The 15,280-nt window shown below is 35.4% G+C and carries 13 protein-coding genes; 4 read left to right on the top strand and 9 right to left on the bottom strand.

What is annotated here, in order from left to right; translation table 11 throughout:
* Positions 1 to 401: 401 nt before the first annotated feature.
* From ASM33_RS01175 to ASM33_RS01165, 3 genes are all read right to left on the bottom strand, one after another.
* On the bottom strand, positions 402 to 1,760 hold the full coding sequence (locus ASM33_RS01175; protein ID WP_110409402.1) for a DNA recombination protein RmuC: 1,359 nt from the start codon (positions 1,758 to 1,760) through the stop codon (positions 402 to 404).
* Between the two features lie 106 nt (positions 1,761 to 1,866).
* Complete coding sequence (locus ASM33_RS01170) at positions 1,867 to 3,147, bottom strand: hypothetical protein (RefSeq protein ID WP_110409403.1); 1,281 nt, start codon at positions 3,145 to 3,147, stop codon at positions 1,867 to 1,869.
* Positions 3,148 to 3,287: 140 nt separating this feature from the next.
* Complete coding sequence (locus ASM33_RS01165) at positions 3,288 to 4,541, bottom strand: phage major capsid protein (RefSeq protein WP_110409404.1); 1,254 nt, start codon at positions 4,539 to 4,541, stop codon at positions 3,288 to 3,290.
* 36 nt (positions 4,542 to 4,577) lie between these two features.
* On the opposite strand from ASM33_RS01165, the gene ASM33_RS08785 reads away from it, so the two are divergent.
* Positions 4,578 to 4,700 (top strand): hypothetical protein, encoded by a 123-nt coding sequence (locus ASM33_RS08785; RefSeq protein WP_257791004.1) that lies wholly within the window; start codon positions 4,578 to 4,580, stop codon positions 4,698 to 4,700.
* 216 nt (positions 4,701 to 4,916) lie between these two features.
* On the opposite strand, the gene ASM33_RS08280 is transcribed toward ASM33_RS08785, so the two are convergent.
* The 5 genes from ASM33_RS08280 to ASM33_RS01135 all read right to left on the bottom strand — a co-directional run bounded on the left by ASM33_RS08280 (position 4,917) and on the right by ASM33_RS01135 (position 10,782).
* Positions 4,917 to 5,177, bottom strand: a complete 261-nt coding sequence (locus ASM33_RS08280; RefSeq protein ID WP_157956350.1) for a hypothetical protein — start codon at positions 5,175 to 5,177, stop codon at positions 4,917 to 4,919.
* A gap of 37 nt (positions 5,178 to 5,214) precedes the next feature.
* Entirely contained in the window at positions 5,215 to 6,663 is a 1,449-nt protein-coding gene (locus ASM33_RS01160; RefSeq protein ID WP_110409405.1) for a hypothetical protein, read from the bottom strand.
* 406 nt (positions 6,664 to 7,069) lie between these two features.
* Positions 7,070 to 8,020 carry an IS5 family transposase gene (locus ASM33_RS01155; RefSeq protein ID WP_110409406.1) on the bottom strand — a complete coding sequence of 317 codons (951 nt, stop codon included), beginning with the start codon at positions 8,018 to 8,020 and terminating at the stop codon, positions 7,070 to 7,072.
* Positions 8,021 to 8,322: 302 nt separating this feature from the next.
* Positions 8,323 to 9,711 (bottom strand): iron-containing alcohol dehydrogenase, encoded by a 1,389-nt coding sequence (locus tag ASM33_RS01150; RefSeq protein ID WP_237342928.1) that lies wholly within the window; start codon positions 9,709 to 9,711, stop codon positions 8,323 to 8,325.
* Positions 9,712 to 9,795: 84 nt separating this feature from the next.
* Positions 9,796 to 10,782: an integrase core domain-containing protein gene (locus ASM33_RS01135; protein ID WP_157956349.1), complete on the bottom strand. Its 987-nt coding sequence runs from the start codon at positions 10,780 to 10,782 to the stop codon at positions 9,796 to 9,798.
* A gap of 247 nt (positions 10,783 to 11,029) precedes the next feature.
* Here ASM33_RS01135 and ASM33_RS01130 point away from each other — a divergent pair, with 247 nt between their 5' ends.
* Together ASM33_RS01130 and ASM33_RS01125 are read left to right on the top strand one after the other, a co-directional pair.
* A complete protein-coding gene (locus ASM33_RS01130; protein ID WP_110409408.1) occupies positions 11,030 to 11,797 on the top strand; it encodes a polysaccharide deacetylase family protein in 768 nt (255 codons plus the stop codon).
* 17 nt (positions 11,798 to 11,814) lie between these two features.
* Positions 11,815 to 13,401 (top strand): penicillin-binding transpeptidase domain-containing protein, encoded by a 1,587-nt coding sequence (locus ASM33_RS01125; RefSeq protein ID WP_110409409.1) that lies wholly within the window; start codon positions 11,815 to 11,817, stop codon positions 13,399 to 13,401.
* 220 nt (positions 13,402 to 13,621) lie between these two features.
* Here the strand turns inward: ASM33_RS01125 and ASM33_RS01120 are convergent, their stop codons facing one another.
* A complete protein-coding gene (locus ASM33_RS01120; RefSeq protein ID WP_110409410.1) occupies positions 13,622 to 14,008 on the bottom strand; it encodes a hypothetical protein in 387 nt (128 codons plus the stop codon).
* 263 nt (positions 14,009 to 14,271) lie between these two features.
* Here ASM33_RS01120 and ASM33_RS01115 point away from each other — a divergent pair, with 263 nt between their 5' ends.
* On the top strand, positions 14,272 to 15,258 hold the full coding sequence (locus tag ASM33_RS01115; RefSeq protein ID WP_157956349.1) for an integrase core domain-containing protein: 987 nt from the start codon (positions 14,272 to 14,274) through the stop codon (positions 15,256 to 15,258).
* Positions 15,259 to 15,280: the final 22 nt, after the last annotated feature.

Here is a 15,280-nt window from a genome sequence, read left to right as displayed (position 1 = left end):
CAGTGTCATGCACACAACTGCATGAACATCCCGTAAAGCGATAAGACAGACATTAAGTATCAACTACCGGGGTGTCATTCCAGCGCGTGACGCTGGAATCCATTTCCGTATTTTCAATGCCAACGACGTATTATATGCAACCTTCGCTTGCTAGATCCCAGTGCTACGACACTGGAATCCAGTAAATTTATTCATTATATATGAAAAACTATTATATTTATATAACTGCAAAAGGTTTATATGATGAAATTATTAAGTAAGAAGACTAGATTCCAGCGTCACGCGCTGGAATGACACCAAAGGTTGATGTTTTTAGTTTACTTTCTCGCTAAATTAGACGTTCGTACAGTTGTGTGCGTCGACACTGGGAAGACACCTTACATATCCAAGCTATATATAACTTAATCAGTTTGCAATTCTTCAACATGCAAATTGCGTGGTAAAAATTCCAAATCTTTTGCAACGCTTAATTCTTTGTTTTTTGAATGTATACCGAGCTTATTAAACTCCCGAGCAGCAGGAAATACCCTTGCTTCAAGCGAACCAGCAGTTTTATTATAATTATCCACAGCACTCTTTAAACTCTTACGCAAATTATCAAAATTCTCACCCATGGTGCAAATGCGCTCATATAATATATGTCCGAGCTCACTGATTTTTTTCGCACTTTCGGCTATCATCTCTTGTTTCCACCCATACGCTATAGCTCTTAAGAGCGCAATTAAAGTAATAGGTGTTGCAATAATCACTCTTTTTTCCACTCCAATCTCTATCAAAGCAGGCTCATATTCAAGTGCTGCACTGAAAGCCCCCTCCCCTGTGAGAAATAAAACCACAAGCTCTGGCGTATTTTCAAATTGATTCCAGTATTCTTTTTTGCCTAAATCATTTATATGCTTTTTTATTGCCAACGAATGATCCTTCAATTTTTCCTTTTGTATTTGCAAATCATTTTGTGATATAGCGTCCATGTAAGAATCAAGTGGCACTTTAGCATCTATTATTATTTGCTTTCCAGATGGCATTTTGATTATCAAATCAGGACGTAATAAATTGTCGTCACTCTTATCAATTACTGATGGCTGAATTAAAAAATCACAGTATTCTATCATTCCAGCCATTTCAACCACTCTTTTTAACTGCATTTCACCCCATTTTCCTCTAATATGAGGTTTTCTTAAAGCATTAGCTAAATTAGAAGTTTGATTCATCAGCGCTCCAATTTGCTCCTTTAAACCTTCATAGGCCCCCACTCTTTCTTTCTCCAGCTCACGTATTTCATGGTCAAATTTTTCTAATTTTTCTTTTATTGGAGTTACAACTTCGTTGATCGTTGCTTGTCTTTTATTAAAATCACTAGCTGTTTCTTTCAATTTATTATCGATGACTTCCTTTGCAAGATTCAAAAAATTATTGTTATTTACCTGCAAAGCATCAAGAGAAAGCGCTTTAAAAGTATTTGTTAATCTTTCCTCTGCTTTTGTGAGCAACTCTATTTCTCTCTCCTTCTCATCACGCTCCTTCTGCAAAGTTACTTCAAGCTCAGCTTTTCTGATTCTTAAGTTCACTATTTCCTCATCCTTTGTGAGCAGTATTTGTTTTTTTTCTTGAAGTTCATACTCTAATTTACATAAATTACCCTCAAGATTCACCGATTTTATTTTCTCCTCATTTAATCTTCTATTCTTTTTTATGATTATATATAAGAAGAGTAGTAAACAAACGAAACTTGATCCTAGAACTATAGAGTTGAAAAGCATCGAAGTAAAAAAACTATACTCGCAATTCTATCTGATTAATGGTTTGTGTATATAAAAAAAGAGCACCTGAAGAGGTGCTCCTTTGTAGAAGAGTTTGTTATAGTGATTATGATCTAGAACTACCAACTTTAGGTGCAGATAGACCATTACCAACAACTTGTTGTGGGTTTGGAGTAACAACTTCTGAGAATGGTGTATTACCATTTGCAATAGGGCTTTTAACTTCAGGTGTAATTATAACATCAGATATATGAGTTATCCCAACACTCGTGATTGTATCACCTAAACCTAACTTGCTTATTATTTTAGGTATATCATAACATTCATCTTTGTTATCAGCTCCTTGCTCCCTCATTGAGGTAACAGAGAAGGATTCATCTTCTCCCATAGTTGTAGAACAAGGATTACCAGTAACACAATATGCTTTTCCGCCAATTATAACATATATCCAATATCCTAAGATTGGATCTACAGTGCTCTCGATACGAGATTTACAACTTTTGTGAACAACTAATTGTACATTACCATCATCATCAACTTTTATAAACCCTAACTTCGGTTTTTTCTTACCGTTAGCTGGAACAGGTTTTTTTGGTAGGTCAGATTCACCTTGTGGACCACCTTTAGCACCAGTTTTTTCTGGATTAGGATCTCCATTATTGCCACCTTTCCCTTGTGTAACTTCTTCAGTTACTTTCACTTCAGGCTCTTGTTGCAACCCAGTAGTAGGTATTGCAGGTCCATCACCTTTATCTTGAGGTTGCTCTGGTGTTACGACGTTTGGTTGAGCAGCAGCAGTTGCTTTACTTTTATTACTAGAAAACCAGCTTGTAAAAGCATTAAAAGCTCTCCGGTACAATGGAGTGTCAGATACACGAGATTGATCACCTTCTGGCACAACTACTTTTAATTCTTGACCATCAACGTTTATAACCCCTGACTTCGTTTTTTCCTTACCGTTAGCTAGAACAGGTTTCTCTGGCAGGTCAGGTTTACCTTGTGGATCACCTTTAGCATCAGTTTGTTTAGGATCTCCCTTACTGCCATCTTCACCTTGAGCAAGTTTTTCTACCGCTTTAGGCTTCTCAGTCTGTTCTGGATCAGAACTTCCATTATTACCATCTTTTTCTGGTTTAACCACTTCAGGTGTTGCATCTTTAGGTTGCTGTTGTGGCGTTTCCACAGCAGGTTCTGTAGTTACCTGTTGTTGAACAGCTTCCACACCTTTACCTTCAGTTGGCGTTGGTATTACATTGCTAGATTCAGCAACAACAGTTGTTTTACTTTTATTACTAGAAAACAATTTTTTAATAGCACTAAAAATCTCCCCTAACCAGCTTGTGAAACGACTCCACAAAGTCTTTTTTTCTTCTTTTACTCCTTTCATACTTTACTCCTTTAAATTAATAATAAATTAACTTAAATTATTACATTTATTCTATAACTTGTCAACATTTTTCTCTTTAAAGTAGCAAATGTACCATATTACACATCAAAAAGAATAACTGCGTAGAGTGAGAAGATTGATTATTGAGTTTTTGCAGGTTCAGTTGTAGTGTCAGTTGCAGGTCCAATCTTTAATAATTTAATAGCATTCGTATTGACAGCCTCTCCCCCTACCCGCTTAGTGATAAAAAATCTAATATACGGTTTATTAGTGTAAGGATCTCTTAAGATTTTCATTCCTCTGCTATCTACAATTTTATAAGCTTGTTTAAAATCTGCCACTGCAATAATCGGAAGCCACTTGCCATCTTTACTTTCTGCTTCAATCGGTGCAGGCGGCATGTTAGCAGATTGGTATACAGGAACTCCCATTAACGTATCTGGTGCTTCAAGTGACAAACTTGGTTGCCAGAGATATTGGCCAGATTGAGATTTAAGTAATCTAACATCCTTAAGCGTACTTCTATTCATTAGAAATGATGCATTTTTGGAGTAATATTCATTCAGAGAATAATATAATATCATTATAGAATCGCTATCCAGCTTACCGCTTTTAACTTGCTCTATTTCACCATAATTTTTTCCATCTTCGTAAGTTAAAATCCCTTTAGGCTGCAAAGTCCCATTACCTTTGATAAAAGCTTCATTTTCTTCTGTGCTAAAAGTCTCAACAACTTTTTCAACTAACCAACTTTCAACATCAACAAATGCATCATCAAGTAGCTTTTGTGATATTTGTGGTTGAGCGTATAACTCGTAAGTTGTGATAGAGATTTTTTTAATTTTAGGTGTCTCAGTGTCCCTGTTAAAATCATATTTTGACTTCTTCCCACCTTTCTCTTCATCAGGCACTGTTTCGCCACTCCAACCAGCCCAAGCACGATCACAATTTTCTACAATGCAATCTAATGTTTCAGTAGAAATTTTTTGAGTAGAACATATTTGCCGCATTGGAGATGAATCAGTCACACATTTGTTTATACGTTTCAAAATATGTGGCGCAATTAAGTATCCTCCCGTCTCTTTGCTACTTCCACTTAGAGTTTTCTGTGATAATACATTTGACGTTCCATTGCGGATGTAATCAGTAAAGTATTTATCGCTTGTGCTAAAATCTGTATTTACCTCCGGCCGCTGCACTGCTGTTTCGATCAAATCTAAACGCTCTTTGCAGCTATCTATGGCATTATTTACTCTGCAGAGCTGCTCAATCGTTCCAGAGTCAGGACGCCCTTTGCTTTCAATTTCTTTTAGTTTGCGATCATTTATTAATTTAAATTGCTCCCATGATGAAGATAATTCATTAATACGGTGAGCGATATCAGTTAGTGACATAATAGCCTCCTTTGAAAATAAAATGAAATTTGTAATGTGGTAAATTTAGATTCCAATATCTCTTTACCTTGTCATGTAAGTGGCAGACCTTTTGCCATTCCAGCATCTCTTCTTGTCATCCGAGTAGCGGACACACAACTGTACGAACTTCTAGTTTAATGCATATAACCGTTGATGTCATTCCAGTGCTACGACACACAACTGTACGAACATCCCGTAAAGCGATAGAATGGGTGTTAAGCCTCAACTACTGGTGTCATCCGGCTTTGTTGCATAGCTCAAAAATACTACACGCCTTTGTCATTCTAGCGCGTGACGCTAGAATCTATTTGTATATATTCAATGCTAAAACGTATTATATGCAACCTTCGCTTGCTAGATCCCAGTGTCCGCTACTCGGATGACGAAAAAAGGGAAAGTTTTATTAATAATTTCAAATCTTTGCGTAGCGATGCAACAAAGCCGGATGACACCCTTAGAACCTACTGGGATGACAACTTTAGGGCTACTTGGATGAAAATATGGTGTGCACTGAAGTGACACCAAAGAGTGGATGAACTTAAGTTCAAAAAGCCTCTCTCTATTGCCACTATAATGAGACTTTTGAACATGCGGAAGTAATTTTTTACAGTTCAAGTAAAAAAAATTGCTGCTATAGCACAAAACCTATAAATTAAGCAGCGGAAAACCTTGCATGACTTGCACAAAACGTTTTCACTCTTTCAAAGTAAGTAGAAGGTTCTTGAGGAATTTCTACATCATCTATAATATTATATATTGTTGAGTCTAGAAGTTCATCTGTTATTAACTCTCTCAACCTTTGTTTTATAGGTCCTCTTTGAATATGCTGCCCGTAATCATCATAAAATTTTATATAAAGCTCTCTGAATACAAACTCTTTTATATCTTTTCTTATGGAACAAATATCATTTTTTACTTCATCACTTAAGTTGCTTAAATTCACTTCAGAACCAGGAGAATAGAGATCATCAAAATTTTCTTTTAGTACTTTTATTCTGTGAAAGTGTTTACCAACATATTTTTGAAAAAAACTTCTGGTAACATCACGAGCTAACCCCCCTATCAACTGAGGCCCTAATTGAGCTGCGAAGTTATTTTCTGCCTCAAGGCTACTTAATGAATAGATAACGCGGTTAAACATTCCCCCTCCACATAATCCATTACTTTCTTGAAATCTAACTACCAGAATAGCTTTTAAGAGCTCTATATCTAGATTCTGTTCCCTAGCTACAGTTAAAACTAGATTTACAGCTTGTGTTACTGTCATTCCGACAGTTACCCCTTCAGAAACCCAATTTCTCCAAATACTATTTGGATTAAAGTAAGTTCCAAACATTCTTTGCTTCTGCTCACTTGTAAACTCATCTAAACTATTTATGTGATCTTTAAATTCTTTATCTAGCTCATTTGAAGGAGTGCCATGCTTTTCCTTCAGCTCTTTAGCACATTTAATAACAATTTCCTCAAAACTTCTTGTATGCACACTCTGACTATCGGTCCCTACATCACTCACATTGAATAAAAAGCTAAGCTGCTTAACATTCAAGCCCAAAGGTGAAAAGAGTTTTATTAGTGGGTATTTTATCAGCTCAAGGATTGCTACTGGAATTAGTAGTATAGCGTTTATTAACACAAGAGCTATTTTAGCACCTATCAGCCTATCCACTGATACCATTATTCTACTAAGCTCTGATACCTTCGATGCACAATATAAAAATGGCAACTGAATACAATATATTAAGTATATAGAGAAAAACAAAATCTTATCTTTTATACCTATTGTTGGATCGTTATATACTTCAGAAAAAATATTATCATCACTATTTTCATTTTTAAAAGACTGATATCCACTTGCAATTTTTTCTGTAAAAAAGGAACATATTTTATGTATTTGGTAGCATGCAACACAAACAGAAAGCAACACAGCAAGTGATGCAAAAAAAGTTAAGACTTCACTTGAAGTTTTTGCAAGGAAAAATGCATGAAGTGTATCAAGAAATAAATCAAGTAAATACTCAAATAAAATCATTACTGCGAAAGCAGAAACACCTAGTAAAATATATCCTGAAATAATTAAAAACTGCTTTAATTTTTGATTCATAAGCCTCACCTAATAATTTATCAATACAGGCTATTTTAGGCATAAATCTAAGAAAATGCAAGTTTTTATACTACAAAGTGACAATAAATTATGTTTTTTATAATTAAAATAAGCTCGACGTCATACCGCGAATAAATCCACAACTGTACGAACGTCTAATTTAGCGAGAAAGTAAACCAAAAACATCAACCTTTGGTGTCATTTCATTAGCACTCCTCCTGTCATCCGGCTTTGTTGCATCGCTCAAAAATACTACACGTTTTTGTCATTCCAGCGCGTGACGCTAGAATCCATTTCCGTATTTTCAATGCCAACGACGTATTATATGCAACCTTCGCTTGCTAGATCCCAGTGTCACGCAGGCTTTGTTGCATAGCACATTATACAGTAGGCAAGCTACAAAAATTCATGCAACCATTTCAAATGTAGCCATACCTATATCGGTAAATTTATTCAGCAAATAGCACTTGAGTAGCAGTTCCTTCTCACGATTAACCTCAGATTTATTCCTAAAACTAAACCCAAATATTTGCTTTAATCGCGAAAAGAATGCTTCTATGTAGGATCTTTTTCCGTACCCTACCTCCTTTTTCCATTGTTTTATTCTCGTATCTCCATCAAACGATCTTATTAACCTAACTGCAGTATTTCTCTCGACCATATAATCCAAATTCTGATGCAGTACGGCGTCCTTTTTTGGCGGGATTTTCGTTTTTATCCCAAGTTTATGACATAACTGATAGATGTGGCGCGTATCGTATGCTCCATCTGCGTACAAAACGGACACATTATTGACTTCTTCCAATAAATCGTGCCCCCCACGACAATCAGAATAAGTTCCATTGGTGTACTTTGCATCTATAGCCTTTTTGCTATTTACATCCAGCATCAGATGAAGTTTTCTTGTTTGGTCATGGTGACGATATTTGCGATCTTTACTGTTTACTCCGCTGTGTTTTGGAGTATTGTTGTAAATGCTAATGCCCGTGCTGTCTATAGCAACTTCGATATTTTCCATATCATTCTTATCTATTCTATTATCATTAATTTTTATGTTAAGTTTTTTAAATCTTCTTGAGGCCTGTGAATAGCTTATGACAGATAGATTCCTTCCTATTTGTTCGAGGTATCCTTTTATAAATCCTACCGTTTGCCTTAGGCCAATCCTAAATAGATAAGTTATTATGTGCACTAAAATCACAACTTTATCACTGTAAATTCTATTTCCGCCCTGTATTTTTGGTCCAATTTCATACCAATTTTCTATTGCTTCATTGATGAAATGAAAAATATTTCCTCTTTCTTGCAAAAATTTGTTATATTCGTTTTGGTTACTGACTTTCATTTTGACTGGCATATTTTTCCTTTGTCGGTTAAATGCCTGTTTTATAATGAATTTAGTCAGTAACTGCCAGTTTTTTTCTTGAGCTATGCAACAAAGCCGGATGACAGGAGGAGTGCTAATGAAATGACACCAAAGGTTGATGTTTTTGGTTTACTTTCTCGCTAAATTAGACGTTCGTACAGCTGTGGATTTATTCGCGGTATCTCGTAGTAGGTCCCGCTAACAAGCAGCGGTATGACGAGGTTTTTCGATTATTAATAAGTAAATCTTACCTGTGTTAGCTATATCAGCAGCCACGCCATTGGAAAAAAATTTCACTTCCATTCTACGCAGTTAGCAAAATCAAGAAAGGTAAATCTATCCCTCGTAGCGAACGCAAGGTTGACCACTTTGCAATATTGTTCCTTGTTCCAACCAAGGTGCTCTGGTAAGTGTGGAATTGATAACTCTGCAAATATTTTCTGTAGGTGCTGTGCAGGGAATAAATTTTGTTTAATAACATTAGAGATATGTCTCCATTCTTTACGAATTGTTTCTTCGGCTTTCTGCTGCATTGTTTGTTTCTGCTCTAAAGTTTTCGCAAACTCGATATTACTAAAGCACTCCATTATATGCTTTACATCAACACCACTTGGTTTTATAGTAGGGTTTTGTATCGATAGCATTTGTTCCTGTAAATGAGCCATAGTTAAAGTTGTAACAGCAATTTTTTCACCGTGAAGTGAGGAATAATCTTCAGTGATCATCTCCATCGCGTGAGCTATCATGTGCTCCCCTTGACTTGCAGGATAGCTGCCCTTTGCTATAACCATTCCAGATCCTGAAGTAAGCAAGGCTTTCATCAACGACAAGATTGTGTCTTTATCTTTTTGAGTAAGCTTTATGTAGTCTCTAAGCAGAACTTGCTCTAAGTCATTTGTGAGTGAGAAGGGTAATTCGTTATATTCTGTACCAAATAACAGATGAGACAACAACCAGTCAGCCTGGACTGTTGAACGACAGATAAAATCTGCAAATCCGCTTAGTGTAAGGCGTAGTGGTGCATTAGTGAGTATATCAATATCAATATATATCGCTTTTGGAAGGTGCGCTTCAAATGACTTTTTATGTCCATTCACTAATATTGAAGCATTTGCAGAGGTATATCCATTCATAGAAGCAGCTGTTGGGAATGATATGTAATCCTTTCCTTCGAGATAACTTGCATATTTGCAAATATCGTTAATAGTGCCACTGCCAAATGCAACTATTAAATCACTATCTTTTGCTTTGCTTCTAACTAAATCCACAATTTCAAGAGAAGGAGTAACACCACTGTCTATTGTCATTCCAGCGCTTTTTTTCCTGTTATCCGAGTAGCGAACACTGGGATCCATCTTATTTTCATCATGGACATTGTTTTTGATATATGTTCCTAGGATCCGCTGCCCATTGTATAATTTGCAAGTATGTTTATACCTAGATCCCAGTGTCACGCACTGGGATGACAAAATTTGAGGAGCATCTGGAATGACAGGTGGAAGGGAGTGACATGGAACAATTAAGTGGGAAATTTTGTTAAGTACGTTTTTATTTAAAAGTTTTGCTGTGTTTTCATCTGCAACTAAAAAAATATCATTTCCATATAGCGTGCATATTTCATAAATATTATCAGCGAGATGATAATCTACGCTTATAGGACATATTTTGCCGCGCTCTGTCATTCAAGTGCTTTTTTCCCTGTCATCCGAGTGGCCCACCTTTTGTCATCCCAGTGCTTTTTTTCCTGTCATCCCTGTAAAGGTCAACTAATTCATTGACAAATTTTGCAAAAAGCTCAAAGGAGTAATACCTCCAAGAGCTTGATGCGGCCTGTGTTCATTGTAATAAATTAAATATCTAAACAATTCATCCTTAAATTCTTGAACGGTCTCAAACGTTGTTCCCTCAATCAAATCATCATTTAAAGTCCGCCAAAAGCGCTCTACTTTGCCATTTGTTTGTGGTCTATATGGCCTTGTATATAAATGCTTTAAGCCAATTTCAACTAACATTCTTTCAAATGGATGTCCATCCAAATTACTTCTTGATGCAAACTCTGGTCCATTGTCTGTCATTACTTCTTTGAACTGAATACTGTAACTTTGCTTTATATAATTAAAACATCTGAGCACTGCAAACATTACATTCAGACTCTGAATATTTTCTAAAACTTCTGCCCATGCTATACGGCTTGCATCGTCTATTACACACACTAAATAGTATCTTTTGCTCTCATTTATTATCATATCTTTACTCAAATAATGACAGTCTATATGTGCCAATTCTCCAGCTTTTTCCCTGATTATCTTTCTCTTCACCTCTTTTTCTTTTGTGCTCAACTTATTCATGCCGGCTCTCTTAATAATATTATATATACCAGATGGAGAAGGTGTTTTGTTGCCCAACTTTTTTGCTAGTATAGCACAAATTTCATATTTATTTATCCCTTTTTTCCGCTCCTCTATAACTGCTTTTTCTATTTCAATATCTGTTCTTCTACTTTCCCATCTTGGACCTCTTTTTCTTGGTAAAAACTCTTTTTCTAATCCGCTATTTCTATACCTATTATAATATTTACAGAATGTTTGTCTGTTGATTCCATTAGCGTGATAAAAATCGCCTACAAATCTATAAAATGGATGCTTTTTTGCCTTTGTTTGCTCATATTCTTTGATCAAAAATCTCCATTTACTTTGGTAATTTCTCTCTAAAGTTTTATCTTCTGTGTTTCTTCTCATACCTAACTCCCTCAAAAATGTTTCTTTTATCTTAACATTTTTGTCATCGAATTAGTTGACCTTTACAATCCCAGTGCGTGACACTGGGATCCAGCGAACTTGCTTGCAAGTGAGCATAAAGGACAACTTGGATAACAAATATAAATGTTTGAACATTAATAACTGATATGTTATATACATCTTATCACTAAACTAAACATTCGTATAGTTGTGCACACTAGCAAAAAGATGCATAGTATGGTATTGCTTTGCTGATTACAAAATGTTTGTAAGGATAATCATTTTTTTCTTATTATATTCAAGTGCAGCTTTTTCTGGAGATTGCAATTTTAATCTACCTTACAATGGCCTTAGCTGCAGTCTGGATTTATCACATAAGAATTTAAACAATATAAAAAAACTGCTCAATAAAGGCGATAAGTTTGTTGCACTCACATTTGATGATGGGCCTTCTAGCAGAAGAGTGAATGATATTCTTAATGTTCTCAAAAAACATAAATCAAAAGCAACATTTTTTGTGCTTGGTGAACGTATAAATGAAAAAACGTCTGAAATAGTAAAGGAAATCCATAAAGCAGGTCATGAAATAGGTAATCATTCTTGGTCGCATAGAAAATTAACGTTATTACCCAGCGAAGAACAGATGCAAGAGTTGGAAAAAACAAATATAGCAATTAAAAATATAACAAAAAAAGATGTAAAATGGTTTCGTCCGCCATATGGATGCCACGATGATAATTTAATTGAAAATACCAATCAACTGAATATGTATTCCATATTATGGACAGTTGATTCGCTAGATTGGCAAGGCGATAAGCCGGAAATCCTAGTTGAAAGAGTTGCAAGTAATGTACATAACGGAGCTATCATGTTATTTCATGACCATGATAGTCGATCAAACACTGCTCAAGCTTTACCTAACATTATTAGAATGCTAAAAAAATCAGGTTACAAGCTTGTGACTTTAAGCGAGTGGGAGAAGATGGTTTGTGATGCAGTAAAAGCCAAAAGTATGCTGAATAGAGAGTAGTATCCTAAAGAAATGTTATGCGCAGAAAAAACAAAACCTTTAACCGCAGAGCGCTTATATTAGGTGGCCTTCAGCTAACTATTTCCGCTATTTTTAGCTATAAGTTATATAATTTACAAATCAGTAACAAACTAAAATATGAAGCTCTTTCTAATAAAAATAGAGTACGGATTACTAACATTATGCCTGAGCGAGGCAGAATAATAGACAGGAATGGCATCGAACTTGCGGTAAACAAAATTTCATATGTTGTTTTATTCGGTGGAGAGAAAGCTTCAAGCAGAGAAGTTGACTCAGAAACGTTATCAGAAATTGAATCTGATATAGCAAAATCTCCAAAAACAAAAATAACTGCTCTTTATAAACGCTACTACCCATTTGGTTCAATATGCTCTCATGTACTTGGGTATACAAAAAAACAACAAGGTACAAACGAAATAGGAATCAGCGGAATTGAATATACACATGATGATGCATTAAAAGGTGAGCCAGGAAAATCCGAGCAGGAAATAAACTCTAAAAAACGAGTCATAAGAGAATTATCAAATATAGCGCAGCAAGACGGACAAGATGTACAGCTAACAATTGATATTAATTTACAGAAAAAAATAGCTGAGGTATTTAGAGACCACAAAGGCTCTGTAACTGTAATCGATGTGAATAATGGAGAAATTTTAGCATTATATAATTCACCTTCTTACGATAACAATCTTTTTGCTAGCAGATTATCAAATGAGACTTGGGAAAGCTTAAATACCTCCTCTTTGCCACTTGTGAATCGCGCATTATCATATCAAATTCCGCCTGGTTCAGTATTTAAGGTTATTGTTGCGCTTGCAGCTTTAAAAGATGGAATAATAACACCAGAAAGAGAATTTTTATGTCGCGGACATATGAAAATAGGCGAGCGAAAATTTCGCTGCTTGAAAAGTGAAGGTCATGGATACGTATCTTTAAATGAAGCAATAGCTTCATCATGTAACACTTATTTTTATAACATAGGAAAAGAAATCAGTGTAGATTCGATTGTAGAAGTGGCCAGCAAATTTGGTATTGGAAGTGGACCATTAATTAAAACATTTAAAGAGGAAGCATCAGGGTTGTTACCAAGCAGAGATTGGCGCGCACGAAAGCTGTATTCAGAGTGGCAATTAGGCGACACTATAAATTTAGCTATAGGACAAGGATATATACTTACAACACCATTACAGCTTGCAGTGCTTTCGGCTAGGCTTGCAACAGGAAAAGAGGTGATCCCACACATTGAGATTGGTAAAACAATACAAAACTTTCCTGATATTGATATAGACCCAAAGCACCTTAATATAGTTCAAAAAGCTATGTTTGATGTAGTTAATTCCAGAATTGGCACTGCATCAGCACATAAAAAGAGGTTTAGCTTTTTTACTAAAGTTCAAATTGCCGGCAAAACTGGCACACCAGAGACAAACTCTCATGGTAAAAGTCATAAAGTATTTATTGCTTATGGTCCTTACCACAATCCACGTTATGCAGTTTCTGTATTTATAGAGAACGGCAAGACCCCACGCCAAGATTTTCTTATAGCTAATCAGATATTCCAATATATGCTTGAAACACAATAGACCTTTTGCATAACCAATTTATGGTAAGGGATTTTTAGGAGAGATGAAGGTGAGCACCGCAGAATACTTGATGTATTTGAGGAGCGTAGGCAAATTTTAACGCAAAAATTACTATCAGAAAATAGGTTATGCAAAAGGTCTAATTCTGAACTAGCAAACAATAGGGGGCTTATTGCCACTTTAGCGGTAACATGTTGCAATTTTCCAGCTAAAGGTGAAGTCAAATTAAGTAATAATCCTGTTCATAGCTATGATATTCATCAAGCAAAACAAAATCCTCAGGATGATCAGCTCTTTTGGTTTTTGCTAACTCCTTGCTCTCTGATGCTACTCCGTATTTCTGAATAAACTCATCCATATTTGCTATTACATCTTGAAGCAGTGAAACCATTGTGGATTCCTTAACTTCTTTCTTGCTGCTGGATCTTCTTGCCTCAATAGCTTTTGCTACATCTACATGCCACATTTCATTAACTCTATAAAATTCACTTTCAAGTTCTTCACTAATGTTATTTTTACGCTCATTTTCTCTATATGTTTTTATAAAGAAATGCATTTTGTATAGTAATTGATTCAATGTGAATTCATATTTTGCTCTGGTGCTCATAACTTAATCATTTATTATTGAAAGACTATAAGACACAAACGTTAAGTTTTTATGGATATTTTATTATAACCAAAATAGGCCAGGTTTTTCTGTCATCCTATGACTTGGTCCATAGCGGTACGAACGCTGCAACTTTGAATGCAAAGGTAAAAAATGGTGTCATTTCAGCTTCTATACTCCTGTCATTCCAGTCTCTTCCTCCTGTCATCCGTGTAAAGGTCAACTAATTCGATGACAAAAATGTTAAGATAAAAGAAACATTTTTGAGGGAGTTAGGTATGAGAAGAAACACAGAAGATAAAACTTTAGAGAGAAATTACCAAAGTAAATGGAGATTTTTGATCAAAGAATATGAGCAAACAAAGGCAAAAAAGCATCCATTTTATAGATTTGTAGGCGATTTTTATCACGCTAATGGAATCAACAGACAAACATTCTGTAAATATTATAATAGGTATAGAAATAGCGGATTAGAAAAAGAGTTTTTACCAAGAAAAAGAGGTCCAAGATGGGAAAGTAGAAGAACAGATATTGAAATAGAAAAAGCAGTTATAGAGGAGCGGAAAAAAGGGATAAATAAATATGAAATTTGTGCTATACTAGCAAAAAAGTTGGGCAACAAAACACCTTCTCCATCTGGTATATATAATATTATTAAGAGAGCCGGCATGAATAAGTTGAGCACAAAAGAAAAAGAGGTGAAGAGAAAGATAATCAGGGAAAAAGCTGGAGAATTGGCACATATAGACTGTCATTATTTGAGTAAAGATATGATAATAAATGAGAGCAAAAGATACTATTTAGTGTGTGTAATAGACGATGCAAGCCGTATAGCATGGGCAGAAGTTTTAGAAAATATTCAGAGTCTGAATGTAATGTTTGCAGTGCTCAGATGTTTTAATTATATAAAGCAAAGTTACAGTATTCAGTTCAAAGAAGTAATGACAGACAATGGACCAGAGTTTGCATCAAGAAGTAATTTGGATGGACATCCATTTGAAAGAATGTTAGTTGAAATTGGCTTAAAGCATTTATATACAAGGCCATATAGACCACAAACAAATGGCAAAGTAGAGCGCTTTTGGCGGACTTTAAATGATGATTTGATTGAGGGAACAACGTTTGAGACCGTTCAAGAATTTAAGGATGAATTGTTTAGATATTTAATTTATTACAATGAACACAGGCCGCATCAAGCTCTTGGAGGTATTACTCCTTTGAGCTTTTTGCAAAATTTGTCAATGAATTAGTTGACCTTTACACGGTTGTGGA

The organism is Wolbachia endosymbiont of Folsomia candida (assembly GCF_001931755.2).
In the GTDB taxonomy this organism is placed as follows: domain Bacteria; phylum Pseudomonadota; class Alphaproteobacteria; order Rickettsiales; family Anaplasmataceae; genus Wolbachia.
The sequence above is the reverse complement of the archived record's forward strand: the minus strand, read 5'-3'. Positions and strand labels throughout refer to the sequence as shown.

Excerpts from the sequence above, each read along its gene's own strand:
- ASM33_RS01165 (WP_110409404.1), bottom strand. The coding sequence starts at position 4,541 with ATGTCACTAACTGATATCGCTCACCGTATTAATGAATTATCTTCATCA.
- ASM33_RS01125 (WP_110409409.1), top strand. The coding sequence starts at position 11,815 with ATGCGCAGAAAAAACAAAACCTTTAACCGCAGAGCGCTTATATTAGGT.
- ASM33_RS01150 (WP_237342928.1), bottom strand. The coding sequence starts at position 9,711 with ATGACAGAGCGCGGCAAAATATGTCCTATAAGCGTAGATTATCATCTC.
- ASM33_RS01130 (WP_110409408.1), top strand. The coding sequence starts at position 11,030 with ATGTTTGTAAGGATAATCATTTTTTTCTTATTATATTCAAGTGCAGCT.
- ASM33_RS01160 (WP_110409405.1), bottom strand. The coding sequence starts at position 6,663 with ATGAATCAAAAATTAAAGCAGTTTTTAATTATTTCAGGATATATTTTA.
- ASM33_RS01120 (WP_110409410.1), bottom strand. The coding sequence starts at position 14,008 with ATGAGCACCAGAGCAAAATATGAATTCACATTGAATCAATTACTATAC.
- ASM33_RS01170 (WP_110409403.1), bottom strand. The coding sequence starts at position 3,147 with ATGAAAGGAGTAAAAGAAGAAAAAAAGACTTTGTGGAGTCGTTTCACA.
- ASM33_RS01175 (WP_110409402.1), bottom strand. The coding sequence starts at position 1,760 with ATGCTTTTCAACTCTATAGTTCTAGGATCAAGTTTCGTTTGTTTACTA.
- ASM33_RS01155 (WP_110409406.1), bottom strand. The coding sequence starts at position 8,020 with ATGCCAGTCAAAATGAAAGTCAGTAACCAAAACGAATATAACAAATTT.